This is a genomic window from Pseudomonadota bacterium (genome assembly GCA_013285445.1).
GTDB lineage: Bacteria > Pseudomonadota > Gammaproteobacteria > Xanthomonadales > Wenzhouxiangellaceae > Wenzhouxiangella.
In genome coordinates, this window is record CP053448.1 from 1,527,240 (window position 1) to 1,544,842 (window position 17,603).

A 17,603-nucleotide genomic window follows, 5' to 3' on the forward strand; every position below is an offset into this window, starting at 1 on the left:
CGCGATGTCGCGCGGCGTCATCATACTGGGAATGCACCGCTCAGGCACGTCAGCACTGACCGGTGCACTGGCGGCGATGGGCGTGTTTGTCGGCGATGAGCCAGAGCTGACCCGCGCCAACAGCGAGAACCCGCGCGGTTTTTTCGAGCGCAGGGACGCGCGCGCACTTTGCGATGAGCTGCTGTATGCCGCAGCGGCCGACTGGTGGAAGGTTTCCGACTTCAGCTGCCGGGCCGTCCCGCGCGAACGGATCGACGCCCTCCAGCCACAGTTCGCAGCGCTGTTCGAACGCCTGCGAAGTCATCGCCTGTGGGCGCTGAAGGAACCGCGGCTGTGCCTGCTGATGCCGCTGTTCAGGCCCTGGCTCCGGGATGACGATATCGTTGTTCACATGCTGCGCCATCCGCTGGCAGTGGCGCGTTCACTGCGGCGGCGCAATGGCCTGCCGATACGTGTCGGTCTGGCGCTCTGGAAGCGCTACGTGCTTGATGCCCGGCAATCCAGTCCTGATCGACCAACGCTGGTGGTCAGCTATGAAGCGCTGGTTGCCGAGCCGGAAGCCACCTTGCAACGCCTGGTCAGCGGGCTCGGGGCTGCCGGGATTGGCAGCCTGAATGCCGCAGCCGGTGCCGAAACCATATTGTCCGGATTGGACCGCCAGACTGTGCAGGCGGCCGAATTCTGGTGTCGCCCGGACGAGCTGTCGCTGTGGCGGCGTCTCCTTGGCGCCGGCGCGCCAGGGCGGGTCGATACGGCTGAGCTCAATTCGACGCTGCGTCGCTTCGAGGCACGTGACGCCGAGAGAATGCGGAGGATTCTGGCGCGCCCCAATCCACCCAGGATGGCGCACAACCGCCAGCAGGCGCTGCTGATCGAGCGGTTTCGTGAGTGCCTGGACGAGTCCGATTGGCGCCTGGCCGCAGTCGCCCGGTCGCGCTCCTGGCGCTGGACTGGTGCGCTGCGCCGGCTGGTTGGCTGGCGCAAGCGGGGAGCGGCATGAAGATCGTCATCAAGAACCCGGCGCCGGCCGACGAGACCCAGTTGCGCTGGGGGGACTACCATTTTGGCCTGGCCTTGCAGGCCGCGTTCGAACGCACGGGGCACGTGGTAACCCAGCAATTCCATGATGACTGGCCGACACCCAAGCCTGCCGATCTGTGCGTCGTGCTACGTGGCCTGAAGCGCTATCAGCCGGCACCGGGTGAGACGGCGCTGCTGTGGATTATCAGCCATCCACAGCTGGTCAGCCGTGAGGAGTGTCGCCAGTTCCAGTTCATCGCTTCGGCGTCCAAGCTGCACGCCCGGATGCTCGCTCAGGAACTTGGCGTGACGGTGGAATATTTGCCGCAATGCACTGATCCGGAGCGATTTCACGCGCCGGCCGTTCCGATCGATGAGCAGGCCAGGCAGCGCAGCGGACTGGTCTACGTCGCCAACAGCCGTGGCGTGATTCGTGATATCGCCCAGTGGGCCGAGCAGTCCTCGACGGCTATCGACATCATTGGTCGCGGCTGGGAGCACAGCGGCGTGGCGGACCAGGTCCGGTATGAGTATATCGATAACGCCAGGCTGGGCGATTGCTACCGTTCGGCGGCGGCAGTGCTCAATGACCACTGGCTGGACATGAAGCTTTACGGGTATGTCAGCAATCGCGTGCTGGATGCGCTGGCCTGCCACGCGCCGGTCATCTCCGATGAATCTCCGGCCTTGCGGGAGATTTTTGGCGACGCCGTTCTGTGCGCCGGCAATGCCGAGGAGTTCAGGCACGCGGTGGCGCAGTGTCGGCAACGGCTACCGGAACGGCTGGAGAGCGCAGCTGCGTTCTGGCAGGCACACGGCGATCAGTTCACCTTCGAGCAGCGCGCCAACGACCTGGCCGCGCTGGCCGGCGGCAGATTGCTGTCGGGGCGAAGTGCGCCGCCGGCATCGGGTATCGCGGCGCTCGGTGACTGGGTCGGGACCGGCGTTGCCTACGGTGAGCAGCGCGAAGCGTACTACCAGCAGTCTCTGGCACGGCACCGCAAGCGCATACATCGCCTGCAGGATTCGCTCGACTGGGAACGCAGCAAGCGCAAGTCGCTGCAGGAAGAGCGCGATGCGCTGACTGTCCGCCTGGCCGAGCAAGAGGCGCAGTACCGGTCCCGTATCGGTGCGCTCGAGGAGCGTCTGTCCGGGCAAGAGTCTCAGTACCGGTCCCGTATCGGTGCGCTCGAGGAGCGTCTGTCCGGACAGGCGGCGCAGCATAAGAAATCCGTCGCAGCGCTTGAGTCGCGCCTGGCCGAACGCTCGAAGCGAATCGGTCAGCTCAAGGGCAAGGTGACCTGGGAGGAAGGAACGCGACGCCGTTTGCAGCAGGAGCTTGAGACGGCGCAACGTGATCTGGATGCGGCCGGGTCGATCCGGCTCAGTCAGCTTGAGTCCCGGCTGGGGGCAGAGCGTCGGCGTGGGGATGAGCAGCGGCAGCAGCTGCGCCTGGCCATGGGGCACATCGAGCGCCTGGAGCGCGATATTCTGGATCTTGTGCATAGCCGCTCGTGGCGACTGACCACTCCGCTGCGCCTGGTCGGCAGGCAGTGGCGGCGCCTGGCGGGACGATCGGCTGCGCCCTACCGTCTGCGCCCACGCCCGGAGCCCTTACCAGCCTCCGGGGAGGACAGCGTATCGGTCCGGAACCATCGGGTCGGCTGGCTGCGCCGCCTGGGGCGGAGACTGCCAGCAGGCATAAAGCAGCCGATCAAGTGGACGCTGGCACGCCTGGGGCGCGATCTGTCGACCACCGGACCGAAGGTGGCGGCAGGCTCGCAACCTGGTTCCGGCCTGCCGGATGACCCGCGCATGCCGACGATGCGCGATGACGAGGTGGCCTACAGGACACGGGCACTGGCTCAGCTCGAGCGGCTCGAGCGATACTGCCAGGGACAGCCGAATGCCCTGATGCGTTCGGGCAGGGCAGAGCCGGAGTCGCTCCAGCTGGATGGTCAGCCGGGCTACTGGCAGCTTCAGTGGGTGCAGCTCACGGAAGAACTGCTCTTTCTCATGCGATCAAAGGACGGTAAACGGTCATGAGCGCACCCGGGATCGAGCGCCCCGAGATCGCTTACTGCGTTCCGGTCATGAACCGACTGGCCGACCTCAAGGCGACGCTCGGCCACAACCTTGAGCAGATTTCTGAATTCTGGCCCCGGGTCCGCATGATCGTCGCCTGCTTTGATCGTTCCCCGGAATGTGTCGACTGGATCCGGAAGGAGTTTTCTTCAGCGATCGATGTGGGGCATCTCGAGCTCAGGCAGCCGGCTCATCTGGAGTTCTGGCATTTTGGCCGGGCCAAGAACGCCTTCCGGCAGGACTTTCCGGCGCGCTACTACGCCAGTCTGGACGGCGATAACTATCTCTCGCGGGCGGCGGTCGCCGCTGAACTGGCGCTGATTGCCGACGACAGCCAGGACTTTGTCATTCACCATTTTTCCGGCCGCTGGGGCGATGGCACCTCCGGGCGCATTACCCTGCCGGGTGAACTCTATGTGCGGCACGGTTATCTGGAAGAGATTTTTCCGCGCCAGTTCGATGAGATGGGTGTCATTCTCGGTTTGCTGGCGCGTTATCCGGATCTGCTGTTCGTGTCCCGCCCGGGCGTGCGAATTTTTGAGCTGTCCAACTGGTCGCGTGAGTTCATCGCCCGCAACCAGCTGCGCGTTCGGCACCGGGAGCTTGATTTTGGCGAAGCGCGCAGCCCGGCCAACCCGCGTGGCGCCGGCTATGTGGAAAGCGACCGACGGCTTTACTATTTCCAGAACATCAATGCGTCCTACACCGGCTACAAGCGTTCGGTTGACGAAGCGGCGCGCGAGTGGTTCGGCGTGCAACTCAAGGCCTGGCAAGACGAGTTGTCCTGTCATTCGGCCTGTGCCGATGTGCTGGAAGTGATGTTCGGTGGCAGCGGAATGGCGCGCTTGAGACGGACGGCGGACATCACGCTCTACGCCGTCAATCGCAACCATTTCGAGCTGCTCGGGCCCTGGCTGGATCACTATCGCCGCCTCGGCGTGGAGCGATTCATTGTCGTCGACGATGGCTCCGACCCGCCGCTTGAAACGGCGATGAGCGGTGACGACGTGTTCGTTGTTCGGCCGGAATTCGGCCAGTTTCGAACCTCGAAGGTGTTCTGGCTCAAGGCGCTGATGATGGGTTTTCAGGAACCGGGCAGCTGGGTGCTGACCAGCGACATCGACGAGTTTCTGGATTTGCCGCCCGTCGACAATCCTCAGGCGGGCGACTCCCGGCTCGCTGCGGCGATCGAGCGCGCCGAGTGCGCGGGGGGAAGCGAATGCCCCGGCGTGCTGGTCGACATGATGCCGCCACCCGGTGTACACAGTGTGTCCCGGGACGGCGTGATCGATACGATGGATTGGCATTACTGGCGCCCGTTGATGACACGCTGCCCGTACGGGGAACTGGGGCCGGTTCAGTGGGGCTTTGATCAATACTGGCCGGTATCGCTGGCGCTGGATGTTCGCTTCAGACTGTTCGGCACCATTGACTGCCTGCGCAAGGTGCCGTTGTTCAGGTTTGAACCATCGGTCATTCTCAACCAGGGGCTGCACGCGCTTGAGCGTGAAGGGCGCCAGATTTCTGCCGCCGATCTGCTGCAGCCCGATCAACCGCTCTATCCCCTGCGACATTACAAAATGGCCCGTCTGTTTCGTCCCCGCCGGGAAGGCGCGGATGCATTCGAGCGCGTGGACCAGTATTTCGGCCGGACTCAGGCCAACATGGCGCGCATGCAGGCTGCTGATCGCGACTACATTGACCGGGTCTGGGCGGCGACACCGTTCAAACAGCAGTGGCAGGGTCCGGCAGCGTTTCCGTTCAGCAAGCGACTTGCTGACGGCCTGGCCGCGCTGCGCGGTGATGCCGAAAATGCCCAGGCGGTACCGGAGTCTTCCGATGGCGTCCGGTGAACCGTCAGCCATGCGTTGCAGCATTCTGATATCGTCGGCGCGTTCGGGCACCAATTACTTTCTCAGCGTCTACCAGCAGTGTTTTCCGCGGGACCTGGTCGTCAAGGAGATCTTTCGAGAGCAGGGCGACAGTCTGCCGCAACTCAAGCGGGCTCTCGGGCTGTCCGAAGATCGAATCCTCGCAATGGTGCGCACACAGCCATCTGCGCTCTGGCGGCTGCTGATGCAGCATGCGGGCCGATCCGGTGTGGGCGTGATTGCCAAGATCTTCTACTACCACGTCGCGGCCGACGACCCGCTCTGGATGCTGTTCAGGAGACGGGCCCGGATCGTTCACCTGATTCGGCGCAACGCGTTCAACATCTTTCTGTCGCGAGAGATCGCGAGAAAAACAGGTCAGTGGCAGGTGTTTCGTCACGAGATGCCGTCACGCAGGGGCAACAGACGGGTGCATATCGGGCGGGGCGAACTCGAGGCGTTCATGTCGCTTCATCAACAGCGCGTTGCTGCGGTGCGGACCCGGTATGCCGATGCAGATTATCATGAGGTTTTTTACGAGGATATCGAGGACTCCATCGATGCCTGCGCCCGCAGGGTGTGCGCAATTTTCGGTTCCGGGCAGCCGCCGGAGCAACCGAAGATCGCCCTGAAAAAGCAAAAGCGCGAGCGCAATGAAGCGCTGGTTGTCAATTACGACGATGTCGCTGACCTGGACCGAGAACTCACGCTGGAACCCGGACCATGACCTTGAATTACCAGTTGGAAAGCAGCCATGTGGCTGACTATCAGCTCTACTCGCTATCGGACGTCTCGTTCACGCTGCGCGGCCCCCAGCCACCGCTGCGGGGCAATTCGCCGGTTCTGAGTTTTCTGGGAGCAGCCCAGACCTTTGGTGCCTTCGTCAAGTATCCATATCCCAACCTGCTCGGCGACATGTGTTCGGCACGGGTGCTCAATTTTGGCCGAGGTGGCGCTGGTCCCGGGTTCTATCTGGAACAACAGGCCGTGCTTGACTACGTCAATCGCACCGACTGCTGCGTGGTGCAGGTCATGTCCGCGCGCTCTTCGGTCAATAATGCATTCATGGAGTCAGTCGGCGGGCTGACCAGCGTCAGGATAAAACAGGGACGCTTGAAGGGCGAAACCCTGCTCGGGCATATCGCCTACAAGGAACTCGAGAAAGAGCTCGACACGAGCTCATTCATCCGGCTGATCCATGAGACACAGGAACACTATGTCGAGCAGAATATACAGCTGTCCCGACAGATCAGTTGTCCGAAGATTTTGCTGTATGTCGGCACCAATGTGCCGATCAAGCCCGGGCTCAAGAGCAAGGTTGCGCCGGGCCGGTTTCTGGTCGGCGCGCATCCTCACATGGTGACCGAGGAGATGCTGGAGCAGCTGGCGCCGCATTTTGATGCAGTGGTCTATGCGCACGACGACAAGGGTGCGCGCAATCGGCTGCTCAATCGGTTCACCGGTGATTTCGTCAGCCTTTCCCGGCCGAGTGGGCTGACCGTCACCAGTCATTCCGCCTACATCTCGCCCTACCTGCACGTCAGCGCCGCGCAGGCGCTGTACGACCCGGTCATGCAGGCGCTGTCGCGCCGGGTCGACAGGTCACGTGGACAGCCTCTCAAGTGACCGACCGGGTCCGGATAGCGCGCCTGGCGGTCCAGATGCCACCGTGCCCTTGGTGTGTTCCGGGTCTTTCAAGGATGGTCGCCGTCGGTGGCGGCAGTCCTGTGGCTGCTGCAGCGGTTTGTGCAGTGAGGCGGCAGCGGTGAGTCGGCACGTTGGCCTGATGCGCGGTGCCTTGACCGGGTTGCGATGGCTGTGGGCCGTCATGCGCAATCTGGGGCGAGCCAGCCCGGCCTCCCTGGTGATCGTGGTCAGCGCGCTTGGCCTGGCCCGTATTCTCAGCCTGCTTGCGTTCTTTCTGCCGCTCAAAGTCATTCTCCTGGCCGGCTCTGACGGGGTACCGAGCTATTCGCGGTTGCTGATCAGTCCTGAAACCAAGAGCGTCTGGATTCTCGGGCTGGCCGTTTTGTCGGTCGTTGCCTACGGGCTCACGCTGTGGCTTGACTCGATTGCCAATCGGCTGGCGAGTGCTGCCAGCGGACAGGTGGTCGCCAATGCCAACGAGATTGGCGTGACCGAGCGCGATCGCCAGTATGTCACTCATTTTTACTATCGAATGGCGGAAGTTGGCTCCGGGCTGGTTTTCTTCGCCGCCAGCATGATGGTCGTCGGCACGATCAACCTGTTTCTCCTGCTTGCCATCGTGCTCTACATGGCCGGCTGCGGGATGCTGACGGCCGCGGCCGTTGGCCCCTCGGGTCGACGCCTCGCGCCGGCCGTAACACGCTATGTGCTGGACAAGACCGAAGACTATGTCCGCCTGGTTGCGTCGCTGGCCTTCCTGCTCGGCTTCGGCGTCATTCTCATGCCCTTTCTGCTCGGTAATGGCCCGAATATCCTGCTGGCCATACTCGCCGTGCTCATTCTCAGGCAGGCGTTCAACGCCCTGACCGAAGCACTGATCTGGTTCAGGCGGCTGTGGCTCGATCGCGACCGGAGCAACCCGCTGGTTTTCAGAAGCCGTGTTCAGGGTGATGCGGCATCGACGACGGACCAGGTTTTCCGGCAGCGGTTCGCGCTTGATCGCCGCAATCGGCTCGTGGCCGACAGGCTGGCCATGAGCGGTTGCCCGACCAACGCATTGACGGTTTCCTGGATGGATTCGCCCATGCCGGGCGCGACCGTGTTTCATGTGCGTTCGGCGGGCCGTGAGGAGATCTCGCACTGGCAGCTTCAGGCCTATTTTCCCAGGCACAGCTATCGGATCGATCATGAGGATTTGCTGTTTTCCTACGTCAGTCGCGAACAGGCCGGGGCACCCGAGCGCAGCAGTCGATTCCGCGAGGGGCAGTTCGAATGCCAGCTTTGCAGGTTCGGGGATCCGGCCGCCCTGGTCGGTGAGGCGCTTGTGTCGGCCCGTGAAGCGATTCAGGTGCGCCTGTGGTCGCTGGTGCTGCCTCAGCGCATGATTCGGGCCTACGCGACATCCAGCCAGACGCTGGCCGACCGGTTGTCGTCGGACTGGATTGACGATCTGCTGCTGGCCGCAGCATCCGCCCGTGAGGTGGCGCTCGTCCAGCGATTCGGACACAGTCTGCCGCTTCTTCGCGCCAGGCTCAAAGCGGTTCCGCTTCGGCTGCACAATTCGGGTTTCTATCGCTGGAACATGGCCGTTGTCAATGACGATCCGGTGCTGATGAGCTGGTCGGCCTGGTCGGTTGAGCCGATCGGTTTCCTGCTGCCTGAATGGATAGCCGACGATGCCGAGCTTGCCCGCTTGCTTGACCGTGCGGCGCGGCAGCCCGATATGGACCCCGGTGCGGCTCTGACCTGCGATCAGATCCGGCTGGTCGGCGAAGCTTCGCGTCTGGAGCAGCTTGTCCGGTCCCGCAGGTTGCGCGCCGCGCTTGGCCAGGTCGAACAGTTGCTCTGCAGACTGGACGCAAACGGGCGTGCCGGGGATGAATGAGGGGAACCCGGCCGATTTGCCTGCCGTGTCGGTGATTACGCCGGCGCATAATGCGGCCGGGGTCATCGAGCGGTGCATACGCGCGGTGAGTAGGCAGACACTGCCGGTGCTGGAACACGTCGTCATCGATGACGGTTCGACGGATGCCACCGCAACAATCGCTGCCGATCTGGCCCTGCGCATGAAACACCTGCGAATCGTCTCTCGGCAGCGATCCGGTGCAGCGCAGGCCCGCAACCACGGCATTCGGCTGGCGCGGGGGCGCTATATTGCTTTCCTGGACAGCGACGATGAGTGGTTGCCCGGCAAGCTCGCCGCTCAGCTGGCCTTCATGCAGCAGCACCAGGTGGCGTTTTCCTACGGCGACTACCAGCGACTGGATTCGGCCACCGGCAAACCGCTGGGGACGGTACAATGTCCGGCGTCGCTGTTGTACAGGGATTTCCTTCACGGTTGCCCGATCGGTTGTCTCACGGTCGCCTATGATCGTGAGACCCTGGGGCGCGTGCTGATGCCCGAAGTCGGTCGTGGACATGACTGGGGGCTGTGGCTGCGCCTGACCCGGGACGGTACCCGCGCCTGCAAGTACCCGGGCACACATGCCGTGTATCACGTGCGGCGTGGATCCTTGTCTGGCCGCAAGTTGCGCAAGACGATTGATATCTACCGGATCTACCGCCGTCAGGAGAAGATTGGCGTTGTCCGGAGCGCGTATTTATTGATTCGACACATTGTCAATTCATTCCGGTAATTCATGATGGCTTCATCTGCATCTGGTCATTTACGCCGACTCGAGGCCGAGTCGATCCACATCATCCGCGAGGTGGTTGCCGAGTTTTCGCGGCCGGTCATGCTCTATTCGATTGGCAAGGATTCTTCAGTGATGCTGCATCTGGCGCGCAAGGCGTTCTTCCCCGCGCCACCGCCGTTTCCGCTGCTGCACGTCGATACCACCTGGAAGTTCAGGGCGATGTACGAGTTTCGTGATCGCGTTGCCAGAGAGGCCGGAATGGAGCTGCTGGTTCACATCAACCAGGCCGGCGTCGAACAGGGGGTCGGGCCGTTTACGCATGGCTCAAAAGTGCACACAGATGTAATGAAAACCCAGGCGCTCAAACAGGCGCTGGACCGGCACGGGTTTGATGCCGCATTTGGTGGTGCGCGTCGTGACGAGGAGCGTTCACGCGCCAAGGAGCGGGTGTTTTCGTTTCGTGACCGGAATCATCGCTGGGATCCGAAGAATCAGCGGCCCGAGTTGTGGAGCATTTACAACGGTCGGGTTCATTCCGGCGAGTCGATTCGCGTCTTCCCGCTGTCAAACTGGACCGAACTGGATATCTGGCAGTACATTCACGCCGAGTCCATCCCGATGGTTCCACTGTATTTTGCGGCGCAACGGCCGGTCATCGAGCGCGATGGCCAGTTGATCATGGTGGATGATGATCGCATGCCGCTGAAGCCGGGCGAACAGCCCGAACTGCGCAGCGTCCGCTTTCGCACCCTGGGCTGCTGGCCGCTGACCGGAGCGGTGGAGTCGACGGCCACCACGCTGCTGGAAGTAATCCAGGAAACGATTTCGGTCAGGCACTCAGAGCGCCAGGGGCGGGCGATTGACCAGGATGCCGGAGCGTCAATGGAACAGAAGAAGATCGACGGATATTTCTGACTGATGCAGTTTCAGAGCGTCCCATGATGGCAGTGATCGACCATTCCAGGACCTACACCAGGCGATCACTGCGCAATATTCCGCATCGCCGGCGTTTGCGAGACATTCGCAGGTGTCTGATCGCGAATGGTTTGCCTGCCCGGGGGGTCGACAAGTACGTTGATTTTGGCTGCAGCACCGGTTTCTTGACGCGTTACGTGCACCAGCTGGTAGCCCCCCGCCGCACCTTCGGCCTGGATCGCAACGCGGCCAGTCTGGCCCGCGCGTGCGAGCAGGGGTCGGGTTTCGAGTATCACTGCTTCGATCTGAACCTGCGCGGGGCATTGCCAGAGGGTTGCCGCGGCGCCGGTCTGGTGACCTGTTTCGAAACGCTGGAGCACGTCGGCCACCTTGAAAACGCGATCGACACGATTCATGACTGCCTTGCCATCGATGGCGTCGGTCTGCTGACCGTGCCCATCGAGTGCGGATGGCGTGGCGCCGCGAAATATCTCGTCAAGCGGGTCGTTTTTGGAGATTCCCTCGACGAGCTCAGCAGCGATCCGGACACTCAGAGCGCATACCGCAACAGCGTCTTGCTGGGGCGGCGCCTGGGTCACTTTCGCAGAAAGAAAAACAGCTGGAGCACGCACTTCGGCTTTGATTATCGGGATCTCGAGGACCTGCTGCTGCAGCGCCGCATACCGTTTCATGCCTACAGTGCGCTGACCACGCGATTTATTGTATTGACCGGGTAGACTGACTGACATGGATATCAAGCGTGTGCTGGCCGAGGATGCCAGCAAGGACCTGCTGCGTTTCATTACCTGCGGATCGGTTGATGACGGCAAGTCGACCCTGATCGGCCGACTGCTATTCGATTCCAAGCAGGTCTATGAAGACCAGCTGGCGGCCGTCCGACAGGACTCGAGAAAGTGGGGTACAACGGGTGACGAGGCGGATCTTGCCCTGCTGGTCGACGGCCTGCAGTCCGAGCGTGAACAGGGCATCACCATTGACGTGGCCTATCGCTACTTTGCCACCGCCCGCCGCAAGTTCATTATTGCCGATACGCCGGGTCATGAGCAATACACGCGCAATATGGCAACCGGAGCATCGACGGCCCAGCTGGCGGTGATCCTGGTCGACGGGCGCAAGGGCATTCAGACCCAGACGAGACGGCATGCGTTCATCGTTTCGCTGCTGGGTATCCGCCAGGTGATCGTGGCAGTCAATAAAATGGATCTGATCGAATATGACCCAAGCCGTTTCGAAAGCATCTGCACGGAATTCCATGCGTTTGCCGGCAAGCTCGACTTCGAGCGTGTCCAGTGCCTGCCGGTTGCCGCGCTGAGTGGTGCCAACGTCAGCGAGCGGTCGGACGTGCTGCAGTGGTTCGATGGTCCGACGCTGCTTGAGGCCCTGGAGAATGCGCCGCTCGACGAGAACAGGCAGCGTGGCGATTTGCGCTTTCCCGTGCAGTACGTCAATCGGCACAGCGCCGAATTCCGGGGGTTTTCCGGTACGGTTGCCGGTGGCCAGGTTGCGGTGGGCGATCCCGTGATGGTGATGCCATCGGGCCGGCGGTCGACGGTGGCGCGCATCGTGACCTTCGACGGCGATCTCGAAAGTGCCAGTGCCGATCAGGCGGTGACGCTGACGCTGAGCGATGAAATCGATGTCAGCCGCGGCGACCAGCTGGTTCACCCCGGCCACAGACCACGAGTCGGCGATGCGCTGGATGCCCGCGTTGTGTGGATGGCCGATACTTCGTTGATGCCCGGTCGCCAGTATGATCTCAAGATGGGCCCGAAAACGACATCGGCCATTCCGGAGCTGGTCCATTATCGTGTCGACGTCAACACGCTGACTCACGAGCACGCAGACCAGCTGGGGCTCAATGACATCGGCCTGGTGCGATGGCGGCTGAACGCGCCCGTTCCGTTCGACAGCTATCAGCGCAACCCGGTGACCGGTGCCTTCATCATAATCGACCGGATCACGAACCTGACCGTTGGTGCCGGCATGATCGTGCGGCCGGTAACGGACACCCTGGCCGACAAGTCCAGCAACGTGGTCTGGCACGAACACCGTATTACCAAGGTTCAGCGTGCCGGGCAGAAGGCACAAAGGCCGGTGGTATTGTGGCTGACCGGGCTGTCGGGCGCAGGCAAATCATCGCTGGCCAACGCGCTTGAGCAGGCGTTGTTTCAGCGCGGTCATCACAGCTACCTGCTCGACGGTGACAATGTCCGTCATGGTCTCAATCGGGATCTGGGCTTCAGTGATCAGGACCGGGTCGAGAACATCCGGCGCATCGGCGAGGTTGCCTGCCTGATGGCCGATGCCGGGCTGGTCGTGCTGACGGCGTTCATTTCTCCATTCCGCTCGGATCGCGCCATGGTGCGCGAGCTGATGGAGCCGGGGGAGTTCATCGAAGTGTATGTCAAGGCCAGCCTGGAGACCTGTGAGAAGCGCGATCCCAAGGGCCTCTACGCCAAGGCCCGGGCTGGAACCATCAGGCATTTCACCGGGATCGACTCACCCTACGAACCACCGCAGCGGCCGGAAATGGTGATTGATACCGAGACTCTGTCGGTCGAGGAGTCCGTTGACCGGATTCTCGATTACCTGAAAGAAAAAGGTATACTGCATTGACTCCCTGACTTCGGTCGGAATGTTGGCTGATACGGCTTGGATCGCTTTTGCGGTGGGGCTCCCGTGGTTGACGGGGGCCCTTTTCGTTTCGGTCTGCTGGCGCAGTCGCCAGCCCGGCCATCCGTTCCTTGTCCTCGGCATGGGCTTTCCGCTTGGGATGCTTGGCGTGATTGTCGGGTACCGGATACTCGATGCGCTGGGGATCGGCTTGCAGTTTGGCCTGAATGCCGGGCTGCAGATGATGATGGCTGGCGTGCTGGCGTGCTGGCTGTTGATGCGCCGGACGCGGCCAATCAGGGCATTGCAAATGGAGGCAGGCCGCCCGGACTGGCAGCAGTTGCGCCCCGGCGCGCGCTGGCTGATCGGCCTGGTGGCCGCCTGGCTGCTGCTGCGCTGGCTGGGGCTGCTGATCGAGGTCGTGCATCGTCCGCTGTTTCCCTGGGATGCCTGGTATGCCTACGGTGCCCAGGCCAAGGTCTGGTTCTACACCCAGGCGCTCAACGTGTTTGCCGACGGCAATCACTGGTTCGAGACCGGCGAACCGGCGTGGGCGATCGGCGGTGTCCGCCATCCGCCGGGAATCGGACTGTTCCAGCTGTGGATGGTGCAGGCCCTCGGCCGCTGGGACGATGCCTGGATGAACCTCCCGTGGCCGGTTGCCGGCCTGTCGCTGGCTCTCGTCTTGTTCGGGCTGGCCCGAGTGATGGGTGCGGGGCTGGTGCCGGCCGCGCTGGGTGTGTGGCTGATCATGAGCCTGCCCATGCTCAATACCCAGGTCGTGCTCGCCGGATACGGTGATCTGTGGATTACGGCCTACCTGCTGATCGCTGTCGGCAGCGCCGCGCTGCTGTGCCGCGGGCCTTCGCCCGGGCTGGGGGTCCTGGCACTTGCCGCCCTGCTTGGTCTGCTGATGATCAAGGAGGTGGGTCTGTACTGGTCCCTGATCGTGGCGATCGGGTTGCTGTCGCTGAAGTTTTCGCTCTTGCAGCTGGCCATCGGCGCGGGAACCGGCGTGCTGCTGGTCATGGCCGGACTCTGGTGGACCGGCTCAACCGTGGAACTCAGCGTGCTCGGGCAGTACGGGTTTGATGGCGGGCAGTGGGTCTTTCCGGGCTACACCGCGATGTGGGGCGAGCTGCTGACGCATTTGCTGGTCATACCGAACTGGCACCTGTTCTGGTATCTGGTCATCGCGGCCTGGCCAATGGCGCTGCTGGCCGGTCGCAGCGACCCGGCGCTGCGCATCGTGGCCGTGGTCGGTGGTCTGGCCGTCGTCGGACTGGCCGGTTTGTTTGCGTTCTCGGAGCTCGGTTCGGCGGTCAGTGACGGAACCAGCGTCAATCGCATGCTCCTGCCCGCAGCACCGGTGCTCGGACTTGCCCTGACGCTCTGGTTTGACCGACGGGTGGCGCCGGAATGGTCGTGAAACCGCTCAAGCTTTGCATTCCGGCCCTGGCGGGACTGCTGGCGGCGTTGTTGCTGTGGCTCGGCTATTGCGCCTGGTTTTTCTGGGGCGATCACTATCGCCTGGCCCTGCGGCCGGTCAACGTGCCGCTGTCGGGCTGGCAGGTGCTGGCCGGGCAGGGGCAGGTCGAAGACGGGGTGCTGCGGCTGGAAGCGCCCGGCCCCCGTGGTGAGGTTCTGGCGGCCGGGCCGGTTATTGGGCCGCTGCCCGGCAGCGATATCGAGCGCGTGATTGTGAGGTTTGAGCAAACCGGTGACTATCATATGGTGGGTATCGGGCTGTCTCCCGCAATGGCTTTGTCCGCCGTGCATCGGGCCACCGGCCGCTGGCTGGATGAGCGCAGCGTGGAAGTGCTGGAGCAGGATCTGCGGCTCGATTCAGAGCCGATACGACTGGTCAGCCTTGGCATTCGCGGTAACGTGTCGCCAGGCTTCGTTGTCGGTTCGGTCGAGCTGCATCGCGCCCGACCCGATTGGACGGGGTTGCAGTCAATGCTGTTCGACAGCCTGGTCGACGGGAGTGAATGGACTCAGCGCAGTATCAACCATGCGCAGTCCGGGACGGCTCCGCTCAGACTGTCGCCCGTTGTCGTGGTGCTGGTCTGGCTGATGATTGCCGCAGCGCTTGGTTGGCTCGGGCTGCGCATCGGGACGGTCGCACCGAATCGTTCGCTGTCAGTCACTTTCGGGCTGATGGTGCTGGGCGCGATGGGATTGCTCGACCTCGGCTGGCAACTGTCGCTCTGGACGCGTCATGCCGATGCCCTGGCGCGCTATTCCGGCCAGTCACCCGTCGAGCGCCGGGAGCATGGCGTCGACGCCGGTCTGTACCGCTTTGTGCACGATCTGAAAGATCAGCTGGCGGATCCCGGACGCCGGATGGTGGTCTTTGCCGCCACCGAGTTCATTTTCCGCCGCGCGATGTACTACGCCATACCTCATCCCGTGATTGGCAAGCGTGGCCTGGACCCACGCTGGGTGGCGCGCATGCGGCCCGGTGAGGTCCTGCTGGTGTTCGATCGGTCCGATCTGGCCGAGCTGCACGAGATCGATCCCGGTGCAGGAGCTTTGCCCGAAGTGGTCTCGTCGCACTGGTTGTCGGAAGACCTGCAAGCGCCTGCGCCCTGGCTGGCGGTCTCGCCCTGGTTCGGGGGTGGCCCGGATCAGCTGGCAAAGGTCGAGTTGGTGGTCAGCGCCGGCAGCACCGGCTGGTCGCGGCTTGAAGTGCTGAGCCAGGGCGCGGACGGGTCGGTCCGGCCTCACGCGTTGCGGGAGTTCTATCTGGAGGGAGAAGGCGAACGTACGCTGGTGTTGCCGTTCCCGATGTCCGAGGCCGGGCGTTACCGCTTTCGCTTCAGAACCCTTGGTGTCGATGGGGTCGAGGTTCGTGTCGCCCGGCTGCTGCCGGTTCGGCACAGCAGCGATCTGATAGTATTGCGTCCGCACGACACATCGCTGCGGTTTCTGGTTCGTCGACTCCAAGAGGGGGAATTCGGTTCGGCCTGGGAGATTCCCTAATGGGCGCTTTGAGCTACAACACGATTGCAGCCATGACGGCGGGGTTCCTGCTGGTACTGGTTGCCGTTCCGCTGCTGCGCGCGCCAGCCCACCATATCGATCTGGTCGATCGGGCCGGTGGGCGCAAGAATCATGCCTGTGATGTCCCGCTGATTGGCGGTCTGGCCATGTTCGCAGCCATTGGCATTGCCATGATGCTGATCGATGCGCCATTGCGGCCATTCGCCAGCCTTGTGGCTGGCATGGGCATCCTGCTGGCCATAGGCGTGATCGACGATCTGATCGACATGACTGCCGGAGCCAAACTGTTCGCGCAGATCGTGGTGGCCGTGCTGATGGTCTCCTGGGGCGAGGTGCAGGTTCACTCCCTCGGAAATCTGTTTGGGGTCCATCCGATCATGCTCGGTGAATGGGCCATTCCGTTCACCGTTCTGGCGACTCTGCTGCTGATCAACGGCATCAATATGGCCGACGGGACCGATGGACTGGCCGGCGGTATGACTGCCGTTGCCCTGGTCATGCTGCTGGTCGCGGCAGTGATGGGTGGTGCCCATCGCTCATTTGTTGCTGTCAATGCCGTCATGCTGGCGGCGGTGATTGGATTCCTGTGCTACAACATCCGGGTGCCGGGGCGTCGCTATGCGACTGTATTCATGGGCGACTCGGGAAGCATGATGCTCGGTTTCGCGCTCGCCTGGATGGCGGTGTACCTGAGCCAGGTCGAATCGGTGGACATATACCCGGTCGCGATTGCCTGGATCCTGGTCCTGCCAGTTCTCGATGTCGTCTCGCTGTACTTCCGCCGTTTAATGAAAGGCCGCAGTCCGTTTGCCGCCGATCGGGAGCACCTTCACCATGTGCTGCTGCGATCGGGCTTCTCGGTCACCAAGACGGTCTGGGGGCTGCTTGGGGTCATGGCCCTGTTCGGTGCCTTGGGTCTGGTCGGCTGGCGCCAGCAATGGCCCGAATACTGGCTGTTTGCCGGGCTGATTCCTGTGTTCGGCGCCCACTATCTGTGTTCCGTACGGGCATGGCGCATCATGCGGTATCTGCAGCGCCAATAGCCTTTGGGACGCGGCCCCGACCTACCCCAGGATTTCATAGCCCCGGCAACCGATGCGGGATGTTGTAGGTCGCGGTCGCATCCGCGACGGACGAGGTTTGGACCGGTTCGTCGGGGACGTGGCCCCGACCTACGCCAGGATTTCATAGCCCCGGCAACCGATGCGGGATGTTGTAGGTCGCGGTCGCATCCGCGACGGACGAGGTTTGGACCGGTTCGTCGGGGACGTGGCCCCGACCTACGCCAGGATTTCATAGCCCCGGCAACCGATGCGGGATGTTGTAGGTCGCGGTCGCATCCGCGACGGACGAGGTTTGGAACGATTCTAAGGGTCGTGGGGGTCTAAGTGGTGCCCAGGGGGAGACTCGAACTCCCACATCCTTTCGGATACTAGCACCTGAAGCTAGCGCGTCTACCAATTCCGCCACCTGGGCTGGGGCAGGCGCGGCATTATAGACAAAGCCGGCCGGAATTTCAGCAAGATTTCAAAAAAAGCGGCCGAAGCGTGTGGCTTCGACCGCTCTAATAAGGTGTGGCCCAGGCAAGGGGGGAACCTGGGCCACGGTCCGGATGGGGAAGGGGGGAACCCCGGTCCGGACTTCTGATTGTACGGGTCGCCTGCGCGCTGTCAAGTGGCGTTTTTCTAAAATGTGAACTGGTTCGCGCGACTGTTTGGCATGATCGGCTAGCGGACGGCGGCCGTTGAATGCCTGCTGCAGACGGGTCGGCGTTATAATCCGGATCTTT

13 protein-coding genes and 1 tRNA gene are annotated in these 17,603 nt (G+C 62.7%); 13 read left to right on the forward strand and 1 reads right to left on the reverse strand.

Annotated elements, in window-relative coordinates; all coding sequences use genetic code 11:
* The first annotated feature begins 4 nt into the window (after positions 1-4).
* From HND55_06955 to HND55_07015, 13 genes are all read left to right on the forward strand, one after another.
* Positions 5-1,000, forward strand: a complete 996-nt coding sequence (locus HND55_06955) for a hypothetical protein (protein ID QKK02408.1) — start codon at positions 5-7, stop codon at positions 998-1,000.
* A complete protein-coding gene (locus HND55_06960; protein ID QKK02409.1) occupies positions 997-3,066 on the forward strand; it encodes a glycosyltransferase in 2,070 nt (689 codons plus the stop codon). The genes HND55_06955 and HND55_06960 overlap by 4 nt, the downstream gene beginning before the upstream one ends.
* Positions 3,063-4,958 (forward strand): glycosyltransferase family 2 protein, encoded by a 1,896-nt coding sequence (locus HND55_06965; protein QKK02410.1) that lies wholly within the window; start codon positions 3,063-3,065, stop codon positions 4,956-4,958. Before HND55_06960 ends, HND55_06965 begins: the two co-directional genes overlap by 4 nt.
* A gap of 10 nt (positions 4,959-4,968) precedes the next feature.
* Positions 4,969-5,703, forward strand: coding sequence for a hypothetical protein (locus tag HND55_06970; protein ID QKK02411.1), 735 nt, complete (start codon positions 4,969-4,971; stop codon positions 5,701-5,703).
* A complete protein-coding gene (locus tag HND55_06975; GenBank protein QKK02412.1) occupies positions 5,700-6,602 on the forward strand; it encodes a hypothetical protein in 903 nt (300 codons plus the stop codon). Before HND55_06970 ends, HND55_06975 begins: the two co-directional genes overlap by 4 nt.
* Positions 6,603-6,741: 139 nt before the next feature.
* Positions 6,742-8,508: a hypothetical protein gene (locus HND55_06980; GenBank protein ID QKK02413.1), complete on the forward strand. Its 1,767-nt coding sequence runs from the start codon at positions 6,742-6,744 to the stop codon at positions 8,506-8,508.
* Positions 8,501-9,259: a glycosyltransferase family 2 protein gene (locus HND55_06985; protein ID QKK02414.1), complete on the forward strand. Its 759-nt coding sequence runs from the start codon at positions 8,501-8,503 to the stop codon at positions 9,257-9,259. The genes HND55_06980 and HND55_06985 overlap by 8 nt, the downstream gene beginning before the upstream one ends.
* Positions 9,260-9,265: 6 nt before the next feature.
* A complete protein-coding gene (gene cysD / locus HND55_06990) occupies positions 9,266-10,174 on the forward strand; it encodes a sulfate adenylyltransferase subunit CysD (GenBank protein QKK04027.1) in 909 nt (302 codons plus the stop codon).
* A 23-nt stretch (positions 10,175-10,197) separates the two neighbouring features.
* A complete protein-coding gene (locus HND55_06995) occupies positions 10,198-10,911 on the forward strand; it encodes a class I SAM-dependent methyltransferase (protein ID QKK02415.1) in 714 nt (237 codons plus the stop codon).
* Positions 10,912-10,921: 10 nt separating this feature from the next.
* The gene (cysN, locus tag HND55_07000; protein ID QKK02416.1) at positions 10,922-12,811 is read left to right on the forward strand and encodes a sulfate adenylyltransferase subunit CysN; all 1,890 of its coding nucleotides are present in this window, start codon (positions 10,922-10,924) and stop codon (positions 12,809-12,811) included.
* A gap of 67 nt (positions 12,812-12,878) precedes the next feature.
* Positions 12,879-14,237, forward strand: coding sequence for a hypothetical protein (locus HND55_07005; protein ID QKK02417.1), 1,359 nt, complete (start codon positions 12,879-12,881; stop codon positions 14,235-14,237).
* Entirely contained in the window at positions 14,234-15,793 is a 1,560-nt protein-coding gene (locus HND55_07010) for a hypothetical protein (GenBank protein QKK02418.1), read from the forward strand. The genes HND55_07005 and HND55_07010 overlap by 4 nt, the downstream gene beginning before the upstream one ends.
* A complete protein-coding gene (locus tag HND55_07015; protein ID QKK02419.1) occupies positions 15,793-16,857 on the forward strand; it encodes an undecaprenyl/decaprenyl-phosphate alpha-N-acetylglucosaminyl 1-phosphate transferase in 1,065 nt (354 codons plus the stop codon). Before HND55_07010 ends, HND55_07015 begins: the two co-directional genes overlap by 1 nt.
* A gap of 346 nt (positions 16,858-17,203) precedes the next feature.
* On the opposite strand, the gene HND55_07020 is transcribed toward HND55_07015, so the two are convergent.
* Positions 17,204-17,290: transfer RNA gene (locus HND55_07020), tRNA-Leu, on the reverse strand.
* Between the last annotated feature and the right edge of the window lie 313 nt (positions 17,291-17,603).